Source organism: Bartonella sp. AU15XJBT, from assembly GCF_028618615.1.
Lineage (GTDB): Bacteria > Pseudomonadota > Alphaproteobacteria > Rhizobiales > Rhizobiaceae > Bartonella.
Genome location: NZ_JAQITG010000007.1, coordinates 1 through 21,248, shown reverse-complemented (window position 1 = coordinate 21,248; position 21,248 = coordinate 1). Strand labels below are relative to the sequence as shown.

The window sequence follows — 21,248 nt, the reverse complement described above, 5'->3', positions numbered from 1 at the left end:
AAACCCCACCCAATTGTAACGTTTATGTCCATAAACATTTGTATCAATATTTGTAGAGATTGAACTTATACAGCATTTTATAACGCATTAGCAAAACAGTTTTAATCTCAGTTCAAAAAATATTGATATCAATCTGCAAACTCCAAATCTTTAATATCCATTTGATTTATTGTTTTAATCACAATTATTTTTTTTCAAAACTTGGGAAAGAAAGATAGTTAAAAAAGCTGACAAATACACTTTATGCATTCTTAAAGTATCTTTACAAATATTTTCTTTTTTAATTCATGTTTTTCAATTAAATAATTTATTTATAATTAAAATTTGTTATATATATTTAGACTTATTAAATATTATAATTATAGTAATATGAATATTAGTTTAATATACAGGAAAGTAATAAGTAAAATCTCTAACAAAAATATCCTTTCCACTGGGTAAAAAGGAATAAACCTTGATCTTTACAAAGTTTACTCTAGTTACAATCTAGATTCAGGCAAAGGAGAGTATCATGGAAAATGCAAACATCGGTTGGATTGCAGCTATTGTTATCGGCGGGGTTGCAGGTTGGGCTGCACAGTATATTATGAAAAGCCAAACAGGGATATTGATAAATATTATCTTAGGGATTATTGGTGCTGCGTTAGCGAGCTTCCTTTTTAGTCTTTTAGGCGTAAATTTTGCTGGTTGGCTCGGTTATCTTATTTCAGGTTTTATAGGAGCCTGTATTCTTATATGGATAGGACAAAAAATTCGATCTTAGGGCATTTATTGCTTCAATCACCTTTTGGTGTTCAATAAAACAACTGGAATATTTTGAAATATTTCTCCCTAACGCGTTGACACCATTTTTGGTATGATGGTGAGATGTTTAAGTCATGATTTCTGTCATGCACCATCATGCATTTTAACGAAAAGCAGTAGAACATTTATAATGCACCCTTCCATATCTATATAAGCCTACGCAGATCAGGAGGGGTGTATGCATTATTTTACTGAAATACGAACTTATTTTTGTCCCGTATTTTTGGACCAAACGTGCAAATCCAGCTCATCGCACTGTCATAGCAATCTACAAGATTACAAAACCAATCGTGATGTTAAAGATCCTACCGCATAACACTTAACGCCTATACACTTCATCAATAAGACCATTTTTACTGAAAAACCCGAAGAGCTCTTTTGCATTCTTCAAAGATAAAGATAGGAAGTAAGCGTAAAATAAATACTATAAAGTTTATATGATCCATTTTTCTTTTTTATATTTATTATTATTTATAAATTAAAGGTATATAAAGCATTTAATATAAAAATATAAATAATGATGTATTCTTTTAAATTGTTTTTTACAATGAATCTATATTTAGACTATGAATATAATTCAAAAGACAATCTAAATAATTTTAGCAGAAGATATCTTTATTATAATAAGTTAATTATTACATAAAATAAAATACTATAAGCTATTTTAATTTTTTCCAAAATGCATTCTTATGAAACTCTGTCTTATAAAAAATACGATCACTTTTCCATCTCAATTCAAAAAGTTTGAGTATCTCACTTTCTAAACTATAAGGGCTTTACTCCTCTTAAAATTTCCTCTTTAATATCGTCTAACATAGATGAACTCTTCATCACTTTTTCATATGCGTTACAAACGAATGTTAAAGCGCGAGATACCCTACCCATTCCCCTCGTACTATCAAGAAAATTCTATAAAGTATTATGGGAAAGTGCTTTAGATAAAGCATAATAGATTATTTTGCTCTTTTAATGAAAATAACTCTATAATCTATTTTCCGCCTCTCTTCTTTTAAAGATCTTTTCTCTCGATTTTCCCTTTGATATTGTCCTGTTAAAATCTTGCTGCTTTTATACGCCTGTATTACAATAGAGCTATCTCTTTAGCTCACTTAGCATAACATATGGAATAGGATTTTAGATGTGGAGTAAAATGATGTCTGATCTTGAAGATTCCATCTTACCACCTCTGAAATGGTTCTCTGATCAAAATCTTCCCGTACCAGAAAACATTCGCGATTGGCTCATGGAATCGGGCTCGATGACGCTTCGATTAAAAAAATACTGCACCTGCCTCCAAGTTCAACGACGACGCGAATGTTTTATTACGCGAGATAAATTAAAAGAAGAAGCAGAACATCTCCCCAAAAGTGCTCGTTATTGGCTACGCGAAGTCATATTAATGGGAGATAATAAACCTTGGCTCCTCGGACGCACTGTCATCCCACAAGAAACCCTTCTACACAATCAAGCCTTGATGCATTTAGGAACGACCCCCTTAGGACACTATTTATTTAATAGTGGCAACCTAACCCGCGATTACATTCATATCGGCCAACAAGACGCGCTATGGGCACGCCGTTCCCGTTTGCGGTTAACGGGTAAGCCGTTGTTGCTAACTGAACTGTTTTTACCAAATTCACCACTATATCTCCACCATAAATAGAGGATATTCATTTTATTCTGCATAATGTCTAGATTTTGCATAACTTTAAAGGAGTATCTGAGAAAGTAATTTTCAAAATCATCTCAAAATAAATGACAAACAAAGACTTCTGTTCGAAATACCTCTTTATCCCCGCTTAAAAATGTTCCCCATTTAAAAAAGCATTTTCAAGTTCTGCTTTCTTTATCCCAATCATGAAAACCAGTGCTTGAATTAAGCAGAGACACACCATATTGATAAGATCATCTGCATTTAAACTTCTTGCCGAATAATCTACCATTCTTGGAAAATAACGGCAACTTTTTATCAAAGAAACGCTTTGAATCATCAAAAAAGACGACAATACACGCCAACAAAAAGTTTAAAATTTTTATGAGTTAGCTTTTTCTCATCACCCTATTTTTTATCTTTAACAGTGAAAACAATAAATCTTTTTAAAAGTAAAAAAAAACTATAATCTTTTTGTTTTTTTAATGATGTAACAACTTTAGAGAACGACAAAATATAAGATAGAAAAAATATTTTACTACTCCATGAATCCCCAAAAAACAGGTTTGTTCATTTCAAAGGATTATTTTTTTGATAAGAGCTTTATGTATGAGATAAATAATACCATTGACTGGTATCCTACTGACGGACAAAGGTTTTGCACAATAAAAAATATTTTCCTATTCCTTTGAATTGGATAAGATCTATTGCAATTTTTTACGAAGACTATTGCACACTTTAGAAAAATTCATTTGCCCCGCATACCGTTCCTTAAGCCAAGCCATCACCTTACCGATATCACGTAATTTTTCAGCTTTCGTTTGTTCCAAAGCTTCACAAATAACCTGTTCTACTTCCATCTCCTTAAGCTGATAGGGAAGAAATTCACGAATAACGTCTATTTCTGCTTGTTCTTTCTCTGCTAACTCCAAGCAACCAGACTCTTTATAGACACGCATTAACGCTTCACGCTGTTGAAGCATTTTAGTGAAAACAGACTGAATCTGCTGATCATCGACTTCTCGCTTCCCTTCATCATAATAAAGAATATCACGATCCCTAACCGCAGCATTCATTAAACGAAGTGTAGCAAGACGTATACTATCTTGCGCTTTCAAAGCAGCCTTAAGAGCCCCATCAATCTGGTCACGCAACATAAATTTATCCAATTTCGTTCAAGCGGAAAACGCCTTTTAACTAATCTTTATCCATCTTGCAATGGAAGATAAAAAAATAATTGAAGTCTCGATCTTAGAAAAGATAAAAACAAGACTTTACCTCTTCATGGAATGTCCTTATACTCCCTTTTTTAAGTAAAACATGACGAAAATAATAGACACAGCATCTGTTAGAGGTATGATTTTTGTGTAAAATTGATCATTATACCTTTCAGAAAATAAATTGTGGATACACACTATGATACAAACGATTTCATCGAACAGCCCTTGGAGTGTCAGCAAACCTACAGCCCTCTTAGTCCTAGCTGATGGAACCGTCATTGAAGGCAAAGGAGCAGGTGCGACAGGTATTGCTGAAGCTGAAATATGCTTTAATACCGCCATCACAGGCTATGAAGAAATCCTCACAGATCCATCATACACACAACAAATCGTTAATTTTACTTTTCCTCATATAGGAAATGTAGGAGCAAATAGTGAAGATATTGAGGCTCTCACCCCTCTCAACTGTCACGGTGCTGTTGGCGCTATTTTCAAGGCAGATATTACACCTCCTTCAAATTATCGTGCCAATGAAAACCTTCATCAATGGCTTAAAGCCCATAAAATTATTGCACTTTGTGGTATTGATACACGTGCACTCACAATTCTTATTCGTGAAAAAGGTGCGCAAAATGCTGTCATTGCGCATAATGCTGATGGGAATTTTGATATTCCTTCTTTAAAAAAACGTGCGCAAAAATGGCACGGTCTCATCAATCTTGACCTTACGAAAGAAGTGACATCTCAATCGTCAATGCAATGGAATGAAGAACCATGGCGTTGGAATAAAGGGTATGGCACAAACAATGTGCATAATCTTCATATCGTTGCCATTGACTATGGTATTAAACGCAATATTCTTCGCCTTATGGCAACACAAAAAGCACGCATTACTGTTGTACCCGCCCACACAAGTGCAGAAGAAATTCTGGCAATGAATCCTGATGGTATTTTTCTTTCTAATGGGCCTGGAGATCCCGCAGCGACAGCTCAATATGCCATACCAACAATCAACACATTGATTGATCATAATTTACCAATTTTTGGAATATGTCTTGGTCATCAACTTCTCGCTCTGACAGTTGGTGCAAAAACCGTAAAAATGCACCAAGGACACCATGGTGCAAACCACCCCGTTAAAGACCTTAACACTGGAAAAGTTGAAATTGTATCGATGAATCACGGTTTTGCTGTCGATGTAACCTCTTTACCAAAATATGTTCAGGAAACACATATTTCTCTCTTTGATGGTTCAAACTGTGGTATTCGAATTATTGGAAAACCCGTTTTTTCTGTTCAATATCACCCCGAAGCTTCCCCAGGACCACAAGATAGTCACTACCTCTTTCAGCATTTCTGTGATCTCATTATGAATTATAAAAAAATATCTTAAGACAAAATGTCTCATCTTCTCGCTTCTCTTCTTTGAATTCTATCGTTTTCCTATACATAACGATATTGTTCCCAACAATTTATGGAATAAGTATTATTTTCATTATTTTGCAACTTAAATGAGAGCGCTGGATAGCGTAAAATTTTCTCACTCTCCTCCTATTCATTCTCATCCTCTCTTAGTCCCCTCCTTTAGGATTGTATCCTATCAATCAAAATCATAGGCTTACACACCCCAAGCAAGATGAGTATGTCCATATTTTGAGTGCCTAACTAAGAGCTATCGTACATTGAAAACTGGCAAAGTGAATGAGGACGCTGCATCTTTTTATAAATAAAGAGAACAGTATACTGTGGATCTTATGCCATTTACAAAAACTGTTACCTTCTATTCTTCATCGACACTATCACGAAATTGGTGCAAACTCATTGAAAACGATCCTCTCAAAACAAGTGCTCGATTCACAAGATAGTTCTGAGCATTCTACTATGCATCAGAAGCATCATTCCTATTAAAGGACAAAACAAATAAAAAGTGTGAGGCAAAGCAATAAATCTGTACTATTTAAAAAATATTAGTGTCAATAATAGTTTTGAAAACAGTAAAACCGAATGAAAAAGGAAACACTAAAAACGGCTTTTCAATTTTATATTCTTTCCAAATGAGATTTTCTTTCGATTCCAGAAATGATACAAATAAATATACGCAATATTTTACTTCCAATTTGGGTATAAAAAATCTGAAATTATTCGCACAACATTGATGCATCTAACACCGATGCATTTTTTCAACATACTGTTTCATAAGCACTGGCTAGTGATAAGCAAAAAACACGAGCTTTACGATGCATAACCATATTACAAAACACAAAAATTATTCCCAATGAATGAAAAGGATATATCTATATTTTATACAATACTTTGCAAAACAAATATCACAAAAAAATCAGTTTCCTTCTCGAACAAAATATTCTTAACTTACTCCCTTCAACAAATTAACGTACCCGCAAGGTAAAAATGACCGTTGCAACGACAAGAAGCAAAAAGCCTCCAACAAAAGGAGCACCAGAAAAATAAAACAGTGCATTCTTATCTGTAAAACATTCAAAGAGAAAAACATAAAAAATAGAACCAAATATCAAACTCAATGAAACAACAGATGTCATGGCTCCTTGTAGTTCTCCTTGTACATTTGTCGGCACCTGTGCTGAAGCAATAGCGCGGATAGGTGCATGAACAAGATATTCAAGCATTGTACACCCACAAACCATATAAACCATCCACCCCTTTGTTGCGAATGTATAACCCAGCATAGCAACAGCTGCAAACAAAAGCCCTACTATAGTAATACGCCAATCGCTCCATCGCCTAGAAAAATAAGGCAAAATAAGTGCAACGACAATAAATTGTCCTATACCAAAAACACTATAAGATAGCCCAATGGAAAACGAACTCCAATCATAGCGTTCTTTTGCAATGAATGCCCAAATACTTAGCCATATCGATTCCGCAAACCAATAAAGAAAAAAGACCAATAACACCCAAAGAACCATCGGATATTGCTTCAGTTGCCAAAAAGCGCCTAAGGGATTTGCCCGTTTAATATCAAAAAAGCGCCTATTCCATAAAGAAAGAGTTTCTGGAAGCATAACCCACGCAAAAATAAAATTAATGAGTGAAAAACCAGCGGCAAAATAAAATGGAATACGCGGACCAAACTGACCTAAAAAACCACCAATAAACGACCCTAAAATAAACCCTAATGCAGATGCAACGCCTAATAGACCAAAATTGCGTGTACGGCTTTTTTCATCTGATATATCAGCAAGATAAGCTGTACAAGTTGCAAAACTAGCACCACTTATCCCTGACAAAAGGCGCCCGATAAATAACATAGAATAGCTCCATGCTATAGCACATATCAGATTATCAAGAGCAAAGCAGATAATAGAGACAAGCAAAATAGGACGACGACCATAACGATCAGAAAGATTGCCAATAACAGGAGCAAACAAAAACTGCATCACTGAATAAGCAGCAAGTAATTTTCCTCTTTCGACAAAAGATGTACTGACATCTTTTCCAGTTAATTGAGAAAAATATTCAGGCAAAACAGGACAAATGATCGCAATGCCAAGAATATCTAACAATAAAGTGATGAACACTAAAACGAGCCCACGCTGAACAAACTTCGGATTGAGCATCTCATCTTGCATGATATACACACTATTTTACACTCAGTTACTCATTTTACATACACCGTTACGCCCCCGCTTTCTTTTATCTCCCTTTCTTTTTTAAGTACTCTATATCGTATAATTTTCACATATAAAATAATAACAAAGTAAAAATTTAAGTAAGAGTCAAGATAAAAATATAAAATTATTTTTTATATTAAACAAACAAATATTCATGATTATAAATCATGCATAAGATCTCAGGGAATACAGAACATTCTAAAAATTTTATAGATATTATGATTGATTTTATCAGACATCATTTCCCCTTCTCGTACCACTACTTTTAAAAATCTCAATTCTATTGAATACATAAGATATCCCATAATAATGAAAACCTTACAAAAAGATAAGTTCTTAAAATTGTTCTCATCTTCAAACTATACGATAAAGTTAAAGAAGCATCATCAGAATAGCTTAACACTGTAAAAACTTGATCATATTTATTGAAGCCATCAATGATTATATGCTATTATGAAATCCAATAATGATCTAATAAGCATGAGAAAATGCCACTTTTAGTGAGAGTTGACCATAAACTGTTAAATTCAAAAATGGTGTATAAAATGCGAAAAATATCCCTATTAATTCTCACTTTAATGTTCGTGACAGGCTGTGATGTTCAAAATTCTGATTCACAAGAAGGTGTTTTAGAAAATAAAATAGAAACACCACAAACAACCAACGTAGAGCTAGATCCCTACACTTTAAATAAATTAAATACTCTTCTCAAAAAACGTTCAGAAACAAATGATCACGAAAATGGAGCCTCGATTGACTTTCTTTCTGAAGCTTTTTTAGGGACACCTTACAAAGCAAATATGTTACAGGGCTCAGAAAAGACACCAGAAAAACTCATCATTGATTTTAGAGGCTTAGATTGCTTCACTTATCTGGATTATGTTGAAGCATTGCGCAAATCAACATCTCCAAAAGAATTCATAAATAACGTCATAAAAACACGTTACATTAAGGGTAATGTTCATTTTTTAAATCGAAAACATTTTTTTACAGACTGGGCGTATAGAGAATATAAACTCGCCACTGATATTACCGCTGAAATAAGTCCTCATGCGGTGAGCATAGAAAAATATCTCAATAAGAAAGCTGATGATGAAAACTATCTCCCTGGACTTCCAGTTGTGAAACGTACAATAACATATATTCCAAGTAACTTTATTAATGAAGAGGTTATAAGCCGTTTAAAATCAGGGGATTTCATTGGCATTTATACAAAACTTGCTGGATTGGATGTAACGCATGTGGGGTTCTTTATCATGACAGATAAAGGACCAATGTTACGAAATGCTTCTTCACGAAAAGAAAATGAAAAAGTCGTCGATTCACCTTTTATGGATTATGTTGCAAAAACACCAGGAATCATTGTTTTAAGAGCCCTTCAATAACATTGAATAACATCATAGCGATATGAAAGAACTTTTTTATTCTTAATAGATATACTGAAGTTATTCAGATAAACATCTAACTTCGTCCAAGCTATACGGATAAAATCATATTTGTTTATCGTTTTAAGAGCAAAACAACGTTTTCTTGATCTAACTTTGTATAACAATATGACAAAATCATTTTTGGAGAAGTGACGGATTTATAATTACCTTTGCTGACTGAAAGCAGAAGGCAAGCAAAACTCTGTTGTCGTATCACGCTTTCTTTTCATATTTTCGAGCCAAGAATTATCTATAGATTACTGCTACTCTAATCTTTATAAATATAAAAGACATACATTTTTTTGTAAGAATAAGTAAAGCCAGATATATTATAATTGTTGTCTCATAAAGTAATTTATAAAAATTATGACTTTTATATAAAATTTATAATTAAGCTTCATTAAACTTATTAGAAAGCTTCATTCCCTTGCCCTTAAAAACAAGAGATCTATTCTCGAGGTCCCCGTAAACAATCCGTCCTCTTAAAAAAAAATTCAGCAGCTAACCATTTCATGAGATTCGCTTAAGCGCCATCCTGCTCAATATTGACCGCGCACTCTAAAAACAGTTAATAGATCAAATTTTATAGGCCTTATCTCACACACCTTAAATGACAGTGTACGGCAACAGAATAAATCTTACCTAAGAATACTCAGTTTAACCTTCTACTTTATTGATGCAAAAATAAAATCAACGAAAGAGCAAGATTGTCTTTTCAAGAGATATTAACTACCTCACCGTAAAAAATTAATGTTTGTAACATGATAGCTAATTTGAAAAAAATTTTTATATAAAAGGTATCATCGTTGTACCGGGAGGCAATTTGGCCTCATCTTCAGGCTCGACATGAATAGAAATACGCACATTATCAAATTCTTTTTGAAGAACACTTTCAATTTTATCACAAATTTTATGAGCTTCTCCGACCTGCATGACAGCTGGCACAACCAAATGAAACTCTATAAAAGTAACCCTACCGGCAACACGCGTCCGTAAATCATGAATCTCAAGTGCACCATCAGCATTTGCAGAAATAAGCTCCCGAATCCGCATAGTTTCATTCAATTCAACGCCAACATCCATTAAGCCTTGAACAGCATTCCTAATTACCTTCCAGCCTTGTAAGAGAATATTAACAGCAACGATTATCGCTAAAATAGGATCTAAAACGCCCCATCCCCCTACAAAACCAGCAATCAGACCAATTAAAATTGCAAGCGAAGTAAAAACATCTGTTATGAAATGCACGCCATCAGCTTTAAGAGCCGGTGAGCGATGACGTTTTCCCTGCCAAATAAGAACCATTCCCCACATGCAATTTATAACAGTTGCAACAAGATGAATAACAAGCCATATTCCAGGTTTCTGCAATAATCTAACAGTAGAAAGCGCTATCCATGCTTCTCTTAAAATAACAATTGCCGCAATAATAATGAGGATCCCTTCAAGAATCGCGGAAAAATATTCCGCTTTATGATGTCCAAAAGGATGATCATGATCCGCAGGCTTCATACTCACTTTAACAGCCCACCATGCCGCCAATGACGCAAGGATATTAACAATTGATTCCAATGCATCAGAATAAAGCGCAACCGACCCTGTAATGTGATATGCCCAATATTTCAAAGCAAAAACAATACACGCAATAAAAATAGAGTATAAAGTTAAGCTTTGTATATTGATTTTCACATTCATGAACTCCATCCTTTTCCTCACAAAACAAGGAATAATATTTTTAGCCCTATAATGATATTTTTGGCATATCAGCAATATTTTCTCAATATTACAGAAGCTTCATCATACACTAAACGTCTCAATTCACTATTGTTATCGCAAAAACTGCTCAAGTTACACGAACATCAGCAATAAAGGATGAAGAAAACAAGTCATAAACAAACAGCTTTCCCGAGAGAAATATACACATCAAAAAACAAATACATCCCCTCTATTAAACGTTTTCTGAATAACGTAAAGCCGTCTCACGTCTTATGAACGAAAAACTTGGCCTTGGCTCAAATATATCATGATCATGCATTATTTTTCATATCTTATGATGTGCATTATAAGCCATCTATAAACATCTTTTCACCTTAGAAAAAATGACTGAGCGCTCTCCTGTAACCTCACAGCTTAAGGACATTTTAAAATATGATTGCTAAAAAACTTAGAAAAAGAGTTATGCCCCCAAAAAGAATCTGGGCATTGGGGACCCAGATTCTTTTCCCTTATAATTTAAGGGCATACAGAGCTTGGGAAATAGCGGGGACCCAAGACACTGCACCCGATACGAAAACAATATTATTATCCCGCATCAGTATTTCTACAATACACTTATTAATATATGTTGTCAACACAAATTCTACTATAAGTTTTAAAAAATAATATTTTTTTATCTCTCTTTTTAAAAATAAAACTTAAAACTAAAGCAAATTCTAACATCTGGAAATTGAAAGAAAAAAGCATTAAAAATCTCGCATGCATTTGAATATCACAACAATCGACGAAACGAATGACCCACGTCTGAGAGACTATCATAATATCCGTGAAAAAGATCTCGTTGGACGACAACAGCAATTTATTGCTGAAGGTAAAATAACATTGTCCGCATTATTGCATTCAAAAGAGTTCTCTGCTCTCTCGCTACTTATTGTCGCAAAACGCCTCCCTGGACTTCTACCACTTTTAGAAAAAACACAGCCTCGATGTCCCATTTATTGCGTTCCACAAAAAGTCATGGATGATATCACCGGTTTCCATGTTCATCGCGGTGTTCTGGGTATCGGTAAACGCAAAACGCTCCCATCATTACAAAGTTTTTTAAAAAATCTTCCAGAAAAAGCTTTGATTCTGGTTTTATGTGGTATCTCGAATCATGATAATATGGGATCAATTTTTCGTAATGCAGCAGCCTTTGCAAGTCACGGCATTATTGTTGACAAAACCTCATGCGATCCACTTTATCGCAAATCAATCAGGGTTTCTGCCGGCGCTGCTCTAAAAGTGCCCTATACACAAAACGCTGATATAGATGACTTTATAGCTGCTTTACACAATGAAAATTTTCATCTTTATGCACTCTCTCCTTCTGCCTCGCACACGCTCAAGCAAGCAAACAAAAACAAAAGAATGGCACTTATTTTTGGAACAGAAGGAGATGGCTTACCACCCCATATACTACAACAATCAAAAGCCTTACGAATTCCCATGACTGACGGCTTTGACAGCCTCAATGTTGCCACAGCCTCAGGGATCGCTCTCGCCCATTTTACCGACTTTGACCACACAAGATGATAATACTTTAAGTTGTAACAAATATCCGATGATGTATGTTCTTCACCAGCCCCCAAGGTTGCTATCGCTTAGCATTTGAGAGCATTCATCAAAGAGATTTTTACATTTTTCTTTTATGGTTTTCCCCACCATAATCCCACGTGTAATGTGTAAGAAACATGGTTTTAATGGATTCGATCATAAAACAAATCCGCAATGAGAAAATCTTACGGAAATCTCTCATTCAAGTTGGAGAATAAAAGTTACCATTATAAATTAATTCACGATCTTTTTATGAAACTGTTGTTTTAAGTTGAGAGGAAACAGAATCTTTTGTTTCAAGATTGCATAAAACACGCTTCAACATCATTTCAATGTCAGCGGCACGTTCTGAATGCGTTACAAATCCTCCCCCAAGAATACGCGCCTCATGACCATTCCCATCATAAAGAACGCAAGCTTGCCCTGGTGCCACACCATTTTCACATTCCAACAGATCAACAGAAAAAACACCTTCTTTATAATGCAAGCGCGCAAGGTGGGGAGGACGCGTTGAACGCACCTTTACAGCCACCTCAATACCTTCTGAAGGAAAATTATCTAACAGCTCATCACCAAGCCAATTCACATCACGTAAAAAAAGCTTATGCGTTTCCAACATTTCACGCGGACCAACAATAACACGTGCATTTTCCACATCGAGATAAACCACATAAAGCGCTTCACCCGTTGACACCCCAATACCACGACGTTGACCAACAGTATAATTAACAATTCCCGAATGTTTGCCTAAAATCTTTCCATCGATATGGACAATAAAGCCAGGATTAGCGGCTTCTGGACGCAGTTTTGCAATAACATCTGAATATTTTCCTTGTGGAACAAAACAAATATCCTGACTATCATGCTTATTGGCAACCACAAAGCCCATTTCTGCAGCTATTTCACGAACGCGCGCTTTTGGAAGATCGCCAAGCGGAAAACGCAAATAATCAATCTGTTCTTGTGTCGTTGCAAAAAGAAAATAACTCTGATCACGATCGTTATCGAGAGGACGAAAGAGTGCTCGATGTGCCCCATGAGAACGCGAACGAATATAATGTCCCGTTGCCAAAGCATCTGCCCCTAATTCACGTGCTGTTGCTAATAAATCAGCAAACTTAACCGTCTGATTACACGCAATACATGGCACTGGCGTCTCTCCATGAGCATAGCTTTCTGCAAAAGGATCAATAACAGCTTCGCGAAAGCGCTTTTCATAATCAAGAACGTAATGCGGTATTCCCAACGTTTCTGCAACACGGCGCGCATCTTCAATATCTTGTCCCGCACAACACGCCCCTACCCGATGCGTTGCAGCCCCATGATCATAAAGCTGTAATGTAATGCCAATGACATTATACCCTTCCTTTTTCAAAAGGCCTGCAACAACAGATGAATCAACCCCCCCTGACATTGCAACAACAATGCGAGAGTCCTTAGGTTGTCCTGGTAAATCAAGACTATTCAAAAACATGTATTCATTCTCTATTTAGTGCTCTATTAATGGATACTCATATGTTAACATTCTGATGCGCGCTTCTTCACCACTTTTATGCTATTGATTGTCTTTATATTGTTTTTTTATCCTTTCCACAACCATAGCATCATTTTCTTAAAAGCAGCTGTAAATAAAAAAGAGTGATAGAAATAAGGCATAATGGAAATCACTTGGAGAAAATCATTTAGGAAAACTTTTTTCTCTTCTTTGAAATCTGGCAAAATAAAATCAGGAAAAATGTTACAAGAGGCGCTTCTACACAGTTCACTTGAGCCTCTTTTTACACGCTCAATCACTTTATTAATTTTTTCTTTCAGCGCGTTTAGTTCTTTTTTAAATTTCATGCTCTATAAACGAATCAAGTCCTTGACTAAAGGTAGAGGATACGAATGACCAATTTGATAAAAACACAAATGAAATATGTTATTGGGCCAGATGGAAGTCCACTTACAATTACCGACCTACCGCCACAAACAACACGGCGCTGGGTGATTCGTCGCAAAGCTGAAGTTGTTGCGGCTGTCAGAGGTGGATTGTTAAGCCTTGACGAAGCGTGTCAACGTTATACTTTGACTGTGGAAGAATTTCTTTCATGGCAAAGTTTGATCGATGAACACGGCTTAGCGGGATTACGAACGACCAAGATCCAACACTACAGGCATTAAGTTGCCATTGATCATGATTCGATAACATAAAGCGCTTTATAGAAATAAAAACAGCTAAACTTTTATCGAGTTTAGCTGTTTTTATATTATTTTCAAAATGATAAAACTGAAAAAATCGATCTTTCAATAATTGTTTTGATCACCCAGTTATTGAATTAGCCAACCATTGAATTAGATTGAATCAAAATATCTTCATCATCCGCGGCAGTCTTCTTTTCTCGTGCTTCCAAAAGCTGTGCGTGTTGTAGCTCTGTATTAGCTTCATGAAGAGCAATTTCAGCATTTGTTTTTTGAAGCTGTAAATCACGAATGGAATTGAGCAGATTATCGCGTCTTTGCCGAGCTGCACGCGCAAAAGCAGAATAAGCAAAATGGTGAACATCATTGTTTCCAGATTTACGTTCTTCGTGACAAATCTGTGACTCCAGTTCTAACACCATTCGTTCAAATTCTGCAATCATCATCTCAAGCTGTGCAATTTCACGGCGCTTTCCACGCACTTGAAACATCCTCAATCGCACCATATTGTCCCGTGGTTTCATACTCACTACTCCTTGATTGTGCCAACTCAAAACGCGCATCCATACTCAATTCATATTGTTTTAGTTATATGCCTATCCGAAAAAAACAGTCCATTAAGGAGACTATAACTTCGTCCTTCCTTAAAGCATCTGCAAACACAACCTTCTTTAAGAGCCATAACTATTTCTTTACTTTTCCCTCCCACTATAAAATAAAGAGGTTTAAAGCTCCGTAAATAAACACTGAAATTGTAAAAAAGTAATTTATAAGGCTTTTTTACAAGATTTTTTTTAGGTTAAAGTTTATAGAAAAGACCCTTCATTTTTTATTATGTTAAAAAGTCCGCGATTTTTTTAAAATAATTTTATAGCCTCTTTCAAAAATAAAAATATTTTGTTAACCACTATCATGGATAGTGGGGAATTTAGTAGTGATTGTTACGCGTACTACTGAAATATTCATAAACGCTTTATTGCTAAGTGTTTGATTTCATGAATTGTTTTTATAAGCAGTGGTTTTTATTAACTGTTTATAAAAGAGAAATGCTCCTTGTGATTCGTAAAGGAGCGAAGTGAGGGATCTAAAATGCGCGTATTATTAATTGAAGATGATAGAGCGGTTACTCAAAGCATTGAGTTGATGCTAAAGTCAGCCAATTTTAATGTTTATATCACTGATCTTGGTGAAGAAGGTATCGATTTAGGAAAACTCTATGATTACGATATCATTTTGCTTGATCTGAATTTACCTGATATGTCAGGGTACGATGTCTTGCGGACTCTAAGGTTGGCAAAAATAAAAACGCCTGTCCTTATCCTTTCCGGGATGAATGCCATTGAGGACAAGGTCCGTGGTTTTGGCTCTGGGGCAGACGACTATATGACAAAACCTTTTCATAAGGATGAACTTATTGCGCGTATTCATGCAGTTGTTCGTCGTTCTAAAGGACATGCACAATCAGTTATTGTTACCGGTGATCTCACCGTTAACCTTGACGCAAAAACCGTCGAAGTTGCAGGACGCCCTGTTCACTTAACCGGTAAAGAGTACCAAATGCTAGAGCTTCTCTCTTTGCGCAAAGGTACAACACTGACCAAGGAAATGTTTCTCAATCATCTCTATGGTGGAATGGATGAACCAGAACTGAAAATTATCGATGTTTTTATCTGTAAATTACGGAAAAAATTGGAAGCAGTCTCTTCCAATGTAAATTACATTGATACCGTTTGGGGACGTGGTTATGTGTTGCGTGATCCAGTTGAAGAAAACGTACGAAAAACCGCTTAAGCAGTGAAAATACACATTGTAAAATCTCGGAATGTAGCGGGCCGAGATTTTTCCCAAGATTTTTCTCTGTCACAAATAAAAAAACTCGCACACAAAAAATCTCATATAGAAAGCGCTTAAAGCTTAAGAAGTAACCACACCCTATTCACAAATATACTCCTATCGCTCGTAAATTTAATCGAAGTTTCTTTTTCCCCAACACGGCTTAAGCGCTTCTCTCTCATTCAAAGCTTTTTCACACTTTCTAAAACAATACAATGATCTCTTTCATCAATATTTATTTTCATCTCTGTCATCTGAGCAAGTAACATTGTGTAATAAAATTGGATGACATGTGCATCAATAAGCTCTTCTTTAACTTCTCTATGATATAATGCCAAAAAATGAGGAGGAATACGGAGAGTTTGACCCAAAATCTCAAATCGAAAAGAACGTTTATTTCCCTCTTGCACAATCATAACAACAATTTCACCACCACGAGAAACTGTTGCATTGGCAATCAATAACAAATTAAGCAAAAGTTTAACTTCATCTTTTTGTAACAACAAAGAAGGAGCCTGCCATTTTAAAGTTGCTTTTTCTTGCTGCATATATTGTTGAGCAACCTGCTCTGCAGCACGTGTATCTATTTGTCCGCCACTTGCACCAGCAAAACCAAAAGCCAATCGCGCAAATTGTAGACGTGCAGAAGCACTCGCAACGGATAAACGCACCAATTGCAAAGCCTCTTCTTCAGCGCCCCCGTCGTCATAAAGCTCCATTGCATTTTGAATAGCCCCCACAGGTGAAATCAAATCATGGCAAATACGACTACAAAGCAAAGCAGCAAGATCCATAGGCTTCAAAGAAATAGCGAACGTCATAACGGTTGAAAACTCCTAAATTCAAGAAAACAAACTTTATTTTAAAGGAAAACTCTTAACATCTAATGCATAAGAGAAAACATTAACAATCATGCTAAAAAAAAATCAGAAATAAATTCAAGAATTTAAATAACCTTACACCTTATTTTTTATTTGAATAGAATGAAAATTCTAATATTATCTTTTTGTTTGTCACTAATAAAAGGAGAAAACTCTATGGCTCTCTCTCTGCTAAAATACTGGTACAAAAATATTATATCTTTAATTTTCCTTTTATTCGTCACCATAAACACTACACATGCTCAACTAAAACCAATAGAGCAAAACGAGCCCCATTATTCACTTCAAGAAATTATTGATTCTGGTCATATTTTTTTTGGAAAAACAGCTAGTGGTCTGGCGATCGCAATTCAAAATATTTTTTCAAAATACGGTTATCCCAATGCCTATATTTTAGGAGAAGAAGCTTCTGGTGCCTTTTTTGCTGGATTAACCTATGGCGAAGGAAAAGTTTTTAGTAAAAGTTATGGTCAGCATAAAGTTTTTTGGCAAGGTCCCTCAGTAGGATGGGATTTTGGTGGCCAAGGTTCCCGTCTCATGATCTTGGTTTACAATCTTAAGAGCATAAATAATTTATGGAGACGCTATGGCGGTGTTTCAGGTTCGGCCTATTTAATTGCAGGGGTTGGTTTTCATGTGCTTAAATACCATGATACCTTGTTAATCCCAATACGGACAGGAATCGGTGCACGCCTTGGTATTAACATAGGGTATTTAAAATTAACACCGAGACCGACATGGAATCCGTTTTAAACGGTTTCTTATTTGAAAAGAGGTATTATGCTTATCCAATCGTTTCTTTTTTTTATTCTTGGCGTCGCCTCCACTTCTTGGTTACTGGTGCTTTTATCCCCTCTTATTTGGCGTAAAGCTGTTCATTTTGCGCATAAAAATGTTTGTGCACAAATTCCATTATCGCTCACGGAAATACAAGCAAACCACGATTTTGTCCGCGCACAACATGCTGTAGAATTAGCAAAAAACCAACAAAAGTACGAATCTTTGCAAAAAAAATATGCCCAACAGAAAATACACCTGAGCCAATTAAAAGAACAACTTTATCAGCTATACCTTTCTGCACAAAACGCTTTTCCCAAAGAAACGATCGCAATCAAACAAAATATCGTCACAACAAACACCTCCAAAGGAAAGCAAAACGATGCATGAAAAAATCGCACACTATCAGAAACGTTTACAAAAAATCCAAACGCATGGGCTTGATACAACTGCTAACCACCAACTGCTGGAAAAACTCCGTGAAGAAACAAAAGAACTTGCAGCAACATTAGCCGCTCAAATAGCCCTACAAGAAGGGAATAAATCACCCATCAACACATTGATTCAAAAATCCAAAAGCAAAAACGACCTAGCATCACGTATTCGCAAAAAAATAATTTTTCTCTCCAAAAGTCCCGTTAAATAAGTTACCTTTGAAAACACCTTAAATGAAGAATAAAACCAACAAAGGTTCATGGTAACTTTCATAAAACCAAATATTTTTCATTAAGCGTGGCTTTCTTCTGAAGCGAAAAGACAAAATTTCTTACCCTACACCGATTTAAAAAAATCCATCTCCTTGTCTAGCGATGCGACTTACTTGTCATATCACAGCCCAGACAACATTTCATGAGTCCTAGAGGCAAATAATACTTTAAAATATTCATCACACACTCTAACAAAAAATATCTTCTAAGATGGACCACCCATAAAGCTTTTACCATAAGTTTTAAAAATAAAAGCACGCTCTCAAGAGGAATAAAAATCTCTTATTTTTTTTATAATCATATCCTGATCCGTTTGCGTCAAGTAAGGATGCATTGGTAAACTTAAAACACACTCCCCTAAAGACTCTGAAACAGAAAGGGAATCTTTTACATAAGGAAAATGTTTATAAGCTGGCTGTTGATGCAAAGGGGTTTTATAATAAACCATTGTAGGGATAGAATTTTTTTGTAAAAAATCTTTTAATTTATCACGCTCTTTGACCTTAATCGTATATTGTGCATAAGCAGAACGAATATTTTCTTCTATTTCTGGAACTGTAACAATATCTCTTAAACCATTGGAATAGCGTTGAGCAATTTCTACACGCTTTTCCATTTCATCTTCAAAAATCACAAACTTTTCGAGTAAAATTGCAGCCTGAATACTATCAAGACGCGAATTCATACCAATCCGGACATTATCATATTGTGTTTCACCTTTACCATGAAACAAAATAGAGCGTAAAAGTTCTGCCAAATAATCATCATTGGTCATCATAGCGCCTCCATCGCCATAACACCCTAATGGTTTTGCAGGATAAAAACTTGTGGCAGCCACATCACCAAAAGCACCGCACATAGTATTACCGCTTCTTCCACCCATAGATTGAGCAGCATCTTCAATGACAAAAAGATTTTCCTTTGCTGCCACTTGAGCAATCTGCACATAGTCAGCGGAAAGCCCAAATAAATCAACGGCAATAATAGCCTTTGGCTTTAACCGTCCCTCTTTTTTAACCATTTCGATAGCGTGAGAAAGTTTTTCAACATCAATATTAAATGTATCGGGTAACACATCAATAAAAACAGGCTCAGCCCCCACCAAAGCCACCACTTCGGCCGTTGCCGAAAAGGTAAAGCTAGGACAAAACACAGCATCCCCTGGACCAATATTTTTAGCCATAAGAGGCATCTTCAAAGCATCTGTTCCATTCGCACATGCAATGACATGTTTAACGCCAAGATATTCAGCCAATTTCCCTTCAAACTCTGTTACTTTTGGCCCCAAAATATACTGACCACTCGCGACCACATGCGCAATTGCAGAATTAATTTTATCTTCAATACGCGCACGCTGCGCCCCAAGGTCGATGAATTGCATATTAACTCCATTGATCATCACAAAAATGCAAAAGCGCTACTTATCTCTTTTATCTATCATAATTGAGACCAGCAGCTGTTAAAATCCGTAAAACCGCAATAGCATCATCACCATTTGTACGAGGCAATTGACGCATTTGAATACAATAAAGAAAATGCCGTAATTCGCAAGTAAGCGGCAAATCTTCACAAACATCAATGTAATTCAGCTCTTCCATGCTAAAAGCCCACTCTTGATTCTCTTTCCAAACGGCAAAATGGTGTATTGCCAATTTACGGCTCCATGGTTCCATATCATCAAAAATGAGCATAGCCTTTGTCCCCACAACAGTTAAACGCCTCTCACGATAAGGACTCAAGCGTGAAGCAAAAAGATGACTCCGTATACCATTTGGAAAAGTCATATGAACATGGGAAAAATCGGAAATCTGATCAACGACAGCAGTCCCCTCACCGCGAATTTCGGAGGGTTCACATCCTGTCAATGCTAAAATCATTGAGAGATCATGAGGGGCAAGATCCCATAAAGCATCACTATGTGTGTGAAATTTTCCAAAGCCTAATCGATGAGAATAAATATACCGCACCTCCCCCAATTCTCCGTTTTTCACCAATTCACACATTTTTTCAAAAGCGGGATGAAAACGTAAAATATGACCCACCATAAAAACTCGCCCATAGGCTTCAGCCTCCTGAACTTGGCGTTTAGCATCAGCCACATTCAAGGCTATTGGTTTTTCCACCAAAACATCTTTACCATTTTTAACAGCCCGCAGCACATTTTGCGTATGAAATTGTGGAGGCAGCGCTAATACTAGCGCATCAATATTTTGATGAGTGAAAAGATCATCTGGTGGAACAACCTCTACACCATACATTGCTGCAAAGCTGGCAGCGCGATCAGCATTAATATCAGAAACTGCTGCTAAAGCCCCAAGAGAATGGAGTGTCCGTATATGATTTTCACCCCAATGACCGCATCCTAAAACCGCTACACGTGGCACCATTTTTATGCCTTACCCTACTTTATCTATAAAATTATACTTTTACATATCGAGGATAAAATAGAATGACAAGAGAAAAGCTTAAAAACGATGCTTGACATGTCACTATTCTACCCCTTATATCCGCAGAAGATGTAATTATTTGCAATATAATTTTATTTTGGCGGAGTAGCTCAGTAGGTTAGAGCAGAGGAATCATAATCCTTGTGTCGGGGGTTCAAATCCCTCCTCCGCTACCATTTTTTTCAGATTGTAGCTTGTCTGTTGTAGCTTGTTGTAGCTGTAGCTTGCCAGTGTAGCTTGCCAGTAGGTTTTGTATAATTTGCCACTAGGTTTTGTAGCAATTTATTTTTTCTCAAAGAGTTTTAAAGTGGTTCTCAAAGGATCTTCAAAGACCTTTCAAAGATCATTTAAAGCCTCT

Annotated in this window: 17 protein-coding genes, 1 tRNA gene and 1 pseudogene; 10 read left to right on the top strand and 9 right to left on the bottom strand. The window is 36.0% G+C overall.

What is annotated here, in order from left to right:
• Positions 1–511: 511 nt before the first annotated feature.
• Together PVV57_RS04700 and ubiC are read left to right on the top strand one after the other, a co-directional pair.
• The gene (locus PVV57_RS04700; RefSeq protein ID WP_273717887.1) at positions 512–763 is read left to right on the top strand and encodes a GlsB/YeaQ/YmgE family stress response membrane protein; all 252 of its coding nucleotides are present in this window, start codon (positions 512–514) and stop codon (positions 761–763) included.
• 1,191 nt (positions 764–1,954) lie between these two features.
• Positions 1,955–2,467: a chorismate lyase gene (ubiC, locus tag PVV57_RS04695; RefSeq protein ID WP_273783593.1), complete on the top strand. Its 513-nt coding sequence runs from the start codon at positions 1,955–1,957 to the stop codon at positions 2,465–2,467.
• Positions 2,468–3,159: 692 nt separating this feature from the next.
• Here the strand turns inward: ubiC and PVV57_RS04690 are convergent.
• Positions 3,160–3,612, bottom strand: a complete 453-nt coding sequence (locus PVV57_RS04690) for a GatB/YqeY domain-containing protein (RefSeq protein ID WP_273717889.1) — start codon at positions 3,610–3,612, stop codon at positions 3,160–3,162.
• Positions 3,613–3,871: 259 nt separating this feature from the next.
• Here PVV57_RS04690 and carA point away from each other — a divergent pair, with 259 nt between their 5' ends.
• The gene (carA, locus tag PVV57_RS04685; protein WP_273717891.1) at positions 3,872–5,068 is read left to right on the top strand and encodes a glutamine-hydrolyzing carbamoyl-phosphate synthase small subunit; all 1,197 of its coding nucleotides are present in this window, start codon (positions 3,872–3,874) and stop codon (positions 5,066–5,068) included.
• Between the two features lie 994 nt (positions 5,069–6,062).
• Here the strand turns inward: carA and PVV57_RS04680 are convergent.
• On the bottom strand, positions 6,063–7,283 hold the full coding sequence (locus PVV57_RS04680; protein WP_273717893.1) for an MFS transporter: 1,221 nt from the start codon (positions 7,281–7,283) through the stop codon (positions 6,063–6,065).
• Between the two features lie 587 nt (positions 7,284–7,870).
• Between PVV57_RS04680 and PVV57_RS04675 the strand changes: the two genes are divergently transcribed.
• Positions 7,871–8,710: a DUF1460 domain-containing protein gene (locus PVV57_RS04675; RefSeq protein ID WP_273717895.1), complete on the top strand. Its 840-nt coding sequence runs from the start codon at positions 7,871–7,873 to the stop codon at positions 8,708–8,710.
• A gap of 828 nt (positions 8,711–9,538) precedes the next feature.
• On the opposite strand, the gene PVV57_RS04670 is transcribed toward PVV57_RS04675, so the two are convergent.
• Entirely contained in the window at positions 9,539–10,447 is a 909-nt protein-coding gene (locus PVV57_RS04670) for a cation diffusion facilitator family transporter (protein ID WP_273717897.1), read from the bottom strand.
• Between the two features lie 780 nt (positions 10,448–11,227).
• Between PVV57_RS04670 and PVV57_RS04665 the strand changes: the two genes are divergently transcribed.
• Positions 11,228–12,043, top strand: a complete 816-nt coding sequence (locus PVV57_RS04665) for an RNA methyltransferase (RefSeq protein WP_273717899.1) — start codon at positions 11,228–11,230, stop codon at positions 12,041–12,043.
• A gap of 271 nt (positions 12,044–12,314) precedes the next feature.
• Here PVV57_RS04665 and mnmA read toward each other — a convergent pair whose 3' ends face one another.
• Positions 12,315–13,538, bottom strand: coding sequence for a tRNA 2-thiouridine(34) synthase MnmA (gene mnmA / locus PVV57_RS04660; protein WP_273717902.1), 1,224 nt, complete (start codon positions 13,536–13,538; stop codon positions 12,315–12,317).
• Between the two features lie 107 nt (positions 13,539–13,645).
• Positions 13,646–13,906 carry a hypothetical protein gene (locus PVV57_RS04655; RefSeq protein ID WP_273717904.1) on the bottom strand — a complete coding sequence of 87 codons (261 nt, stop codon included), beginning with the start codon at positions 13,904–13,906 and terminating at the stop codon, positions 13,646–13,648.
• Between the two features lie 45 nt (positions 13,907–13,951).
• Here PVV57_RS04655 and PVV57_RS04650 point away from each other — a divergent pair, with 45 nt between their 5' ends.
• Entirely contained in the window at positions 13,952–14,227 is a 276-nt protein-coding gene (locus PVV57_RS04650; protein ID WP_273717905.1) for a DUF1153 domain-containing protein, read from the top strand.
• 155 nt (positions 14,228–14,382) lie between these two features.
• Here PVV57_RS04650 and PVV57_RS04645 read toward each other — a convergent pair whose 3' ends face one another.
• A complete protein-coding gene (locus tag PVV57_RS04645) occupies positions 14,383–14,769 on the bottom strand; it encodes a flagellar export protein FliJ (RefSeq protein WP_273717907.1) in 387 nt (128 codons plus the stop codon).
• 565 nt (positions 14,770–15,334) lie between these two features.
• On the opposite strand from PVV57_RS04645, the gene ctrA reads away from it, so the two are divergent.
• A complete protein-coding gene (ctrA, locus tag PVV57_RS04640) occupies positions 15,335–16,036 on the top strand; it encodes a response regulator transcription factor CtrA (protein WP_254492950.1) in 702 nt (233 codons plus the stop codon).
• 224 nt (positions 16,037–16,260) lie between these two features.
• On the opposite strand, the gene chpT is transcribed toward ctrA, so the two are convergent.
• Positions 16,261–16,899, bottom strand: a complete 639-nt coding sequence (gene chpT, locus PVV57_RS04635) for a histidine phosphotransferase ChpT (protein WP_273717912.1) — start codon at positions 16,897–16,899, stop codon at positions 16,261–16,263.
• 216 nt (positions 16,900–17,115) lie between these two features.
• On the opposite strand from chpT, the gene PVV57_RS04630 reads away from it, so the two are divergent.
• Entirely contained in the window at positions 17,116–17,712 is a 597-nt protein-coding gene (locus PVV57_RS04630) for a DUF1134 domain-containing protein (protein WP_273717914.1), read from the top strand.
• Between the two features lie 27 nt (positions 17,713–17,739).
• Positions 17,740–18,382: pseudogene (locus PVV57_RS04625) on the top strand (hypothetical protein).
• A 323-nt stretch (positions 18,383–18,705) separates the two neighbouring features.
• Here the strand turns inward: PVV57_RS04625 and PVV57_RS04620 are convergent.
• Complete coding sequence (locus tag PVV57_RS04620) at positions 18,706–19,824, bottom strand: DegT/DnrJ/EryC1/StrS aminotransferase family protein (protein ID WP_273717916.1); 1,119 nt, start codon at positions 19,822–19,824, stop codon at positions 18,706–18,708.
• 49 nt (positions 19,825–19,873) lie between these two features.
• Complete coding sequence (locus tag PVV57_RS04615; protein ID WP_273783555.1) at positions 19,874–20,830, bottom strand: Gfo/Idh/MocA family protein; 957 nt, start codon at positions 20,828–20,830, stop codon at positions 19,874–19,876.
• Between the two features lie 159 nt (positions 20,831–20,989).
• On the opposite strand from PVV57_RS04615, the gene PVV57_RS04610 reads away from it, so the two are divergent.
• Positions 20,990–21,066: transfer RNA gene (locus PVV57_RS04610), tRNA-Met, on the top strand.
• Positions 21,067–21,248 lie beyond the last annotated feature (182 nt).

What these genes read in the sequence shown, in the direction of transcription:
- PVV57_RS04670 (WP_273717897.1), bottom strand. Translation starts at nt 10,447, where the DNA reads ATGAATGTGAAAATCAATATACAAAGCTTAACTTTATACTCTATTTTT.
- PVV57_RS04690 (WP_273717889.1), bottom strand. Translation starts at nt 3,612, where the DNA reads ATGTTGCGTGACCAGATTGATGGGGCTCTTAAGGCTGCTTTGAAAGCG.
- ubiC (WP_273783593.1), top strand. Translation starts at nt 1,955, where the DNA reads ATGATGTCTGATCTTGAAGATTCCATCTTACCACCTCTGAAATGGTTC.
- carA (WP_273717891.1), top strand. Translation starts at nt 3,872, where the DNA reads ATGATACAAACGATTTCATCGAACAGCCCTTGGAGTGTCAGCAAACCT.
- PVV57_RS04615 (WP_273783555.1), bottom strand. Translation starts at nt 20,830, where the DNA reads ATGGTGCCACGTGTAGCGGTTTTAGGATGCGGTCATTGGGGTGAAAAT.
- PVV57_RS04650 (WP_273717905.1), top strand. Translation starts at nt 13,952, where the DNA reads ATGACCAATTTGATAAAAACACAAATGAAATATGTTATTGGGCCAGAT.
- chpT (WP_273717912.1), bottom strand. Translation starts at nt 16,899, where the DNA reads ATGACGTTCGCTATTTCTTTGAAGCCTATGGATCTTGCTGCTTTGCTT.
- PVV57_RS04645 (WP_273717907.1), bottom strand. Translation starts at nt 14,769, where the DNA reads ATGAAACCACGGGACAATATGGTGCGATTGAGGATGTTTCAAGTGCGT.
- PVV57_RS04655 (WP_273717904.1), bottom strand. Translation starts at nt 13,906, where the DNA reads ATGAAATTTAAAAAAGAACTAAACGCGCTGAAAGAAAAAATTAATAAA.
- PVV57_RS04620 (WP_273717916.1), bottom strand. Translation starts at nt 19,824, where the DNA reads ATGCAATTCATCGACCTTGGGGCGCAGCGTGCGCGTATTGAAGATAAA.
- PVV57_RS04680 (WP_273717893.1), bottom strand. Translation starts at nt 7,283, where the DNA reads ATGCAAGATGAGATGCTCAATCCGAAGTTTGTTCAGCGTGGGCTCGTT.
- PVV57_RS04700 (WP_273717887.1), top strand. Translation starts at nt 512, where the DNA reads ATGGAAAATGCAAACATCGGTTGGATTGCAGCTATTGTTATCGGCGGG.
- PVV57_RS04675 (WP_273717895.1), top strand. Translation starts at nt 7,871, where the DNA reads ATGCGAAAAATATCCCTATTAATTCTCACTTTAATGTTCGTGACAGGC.
- mnmA (WP_273717902.1), bottom strand. Translation starts at nt 13,538, where the DNA reads ATGTTTTTGAATAGTCTTGATTTACCAGGACAACCTAAGGACTCTCGC.
- ctrA (WP_254492950.1), top strand. Translation starts at nt 15,335, where the DNA reads ATGCGCGTATTATTAATTGAAGATGATAGAGCGGTTACTCAAAGCATT.
- PVV57_RS04665 (WP_273717899.1), top strand. Translation starts at nt 11,228, where the DNA reads ATGCATTTGAATATCACAACAATCGACGAAACGAATGACCCACGTCTG.
- PVV57_RS04630 (WP_273717914.1), top strand. Translation starts at nt 17,116, where the DNA reads ATGGCTCTCTCTCTGCTAAAATACTGGTACAAAAATATTATATCTTTA.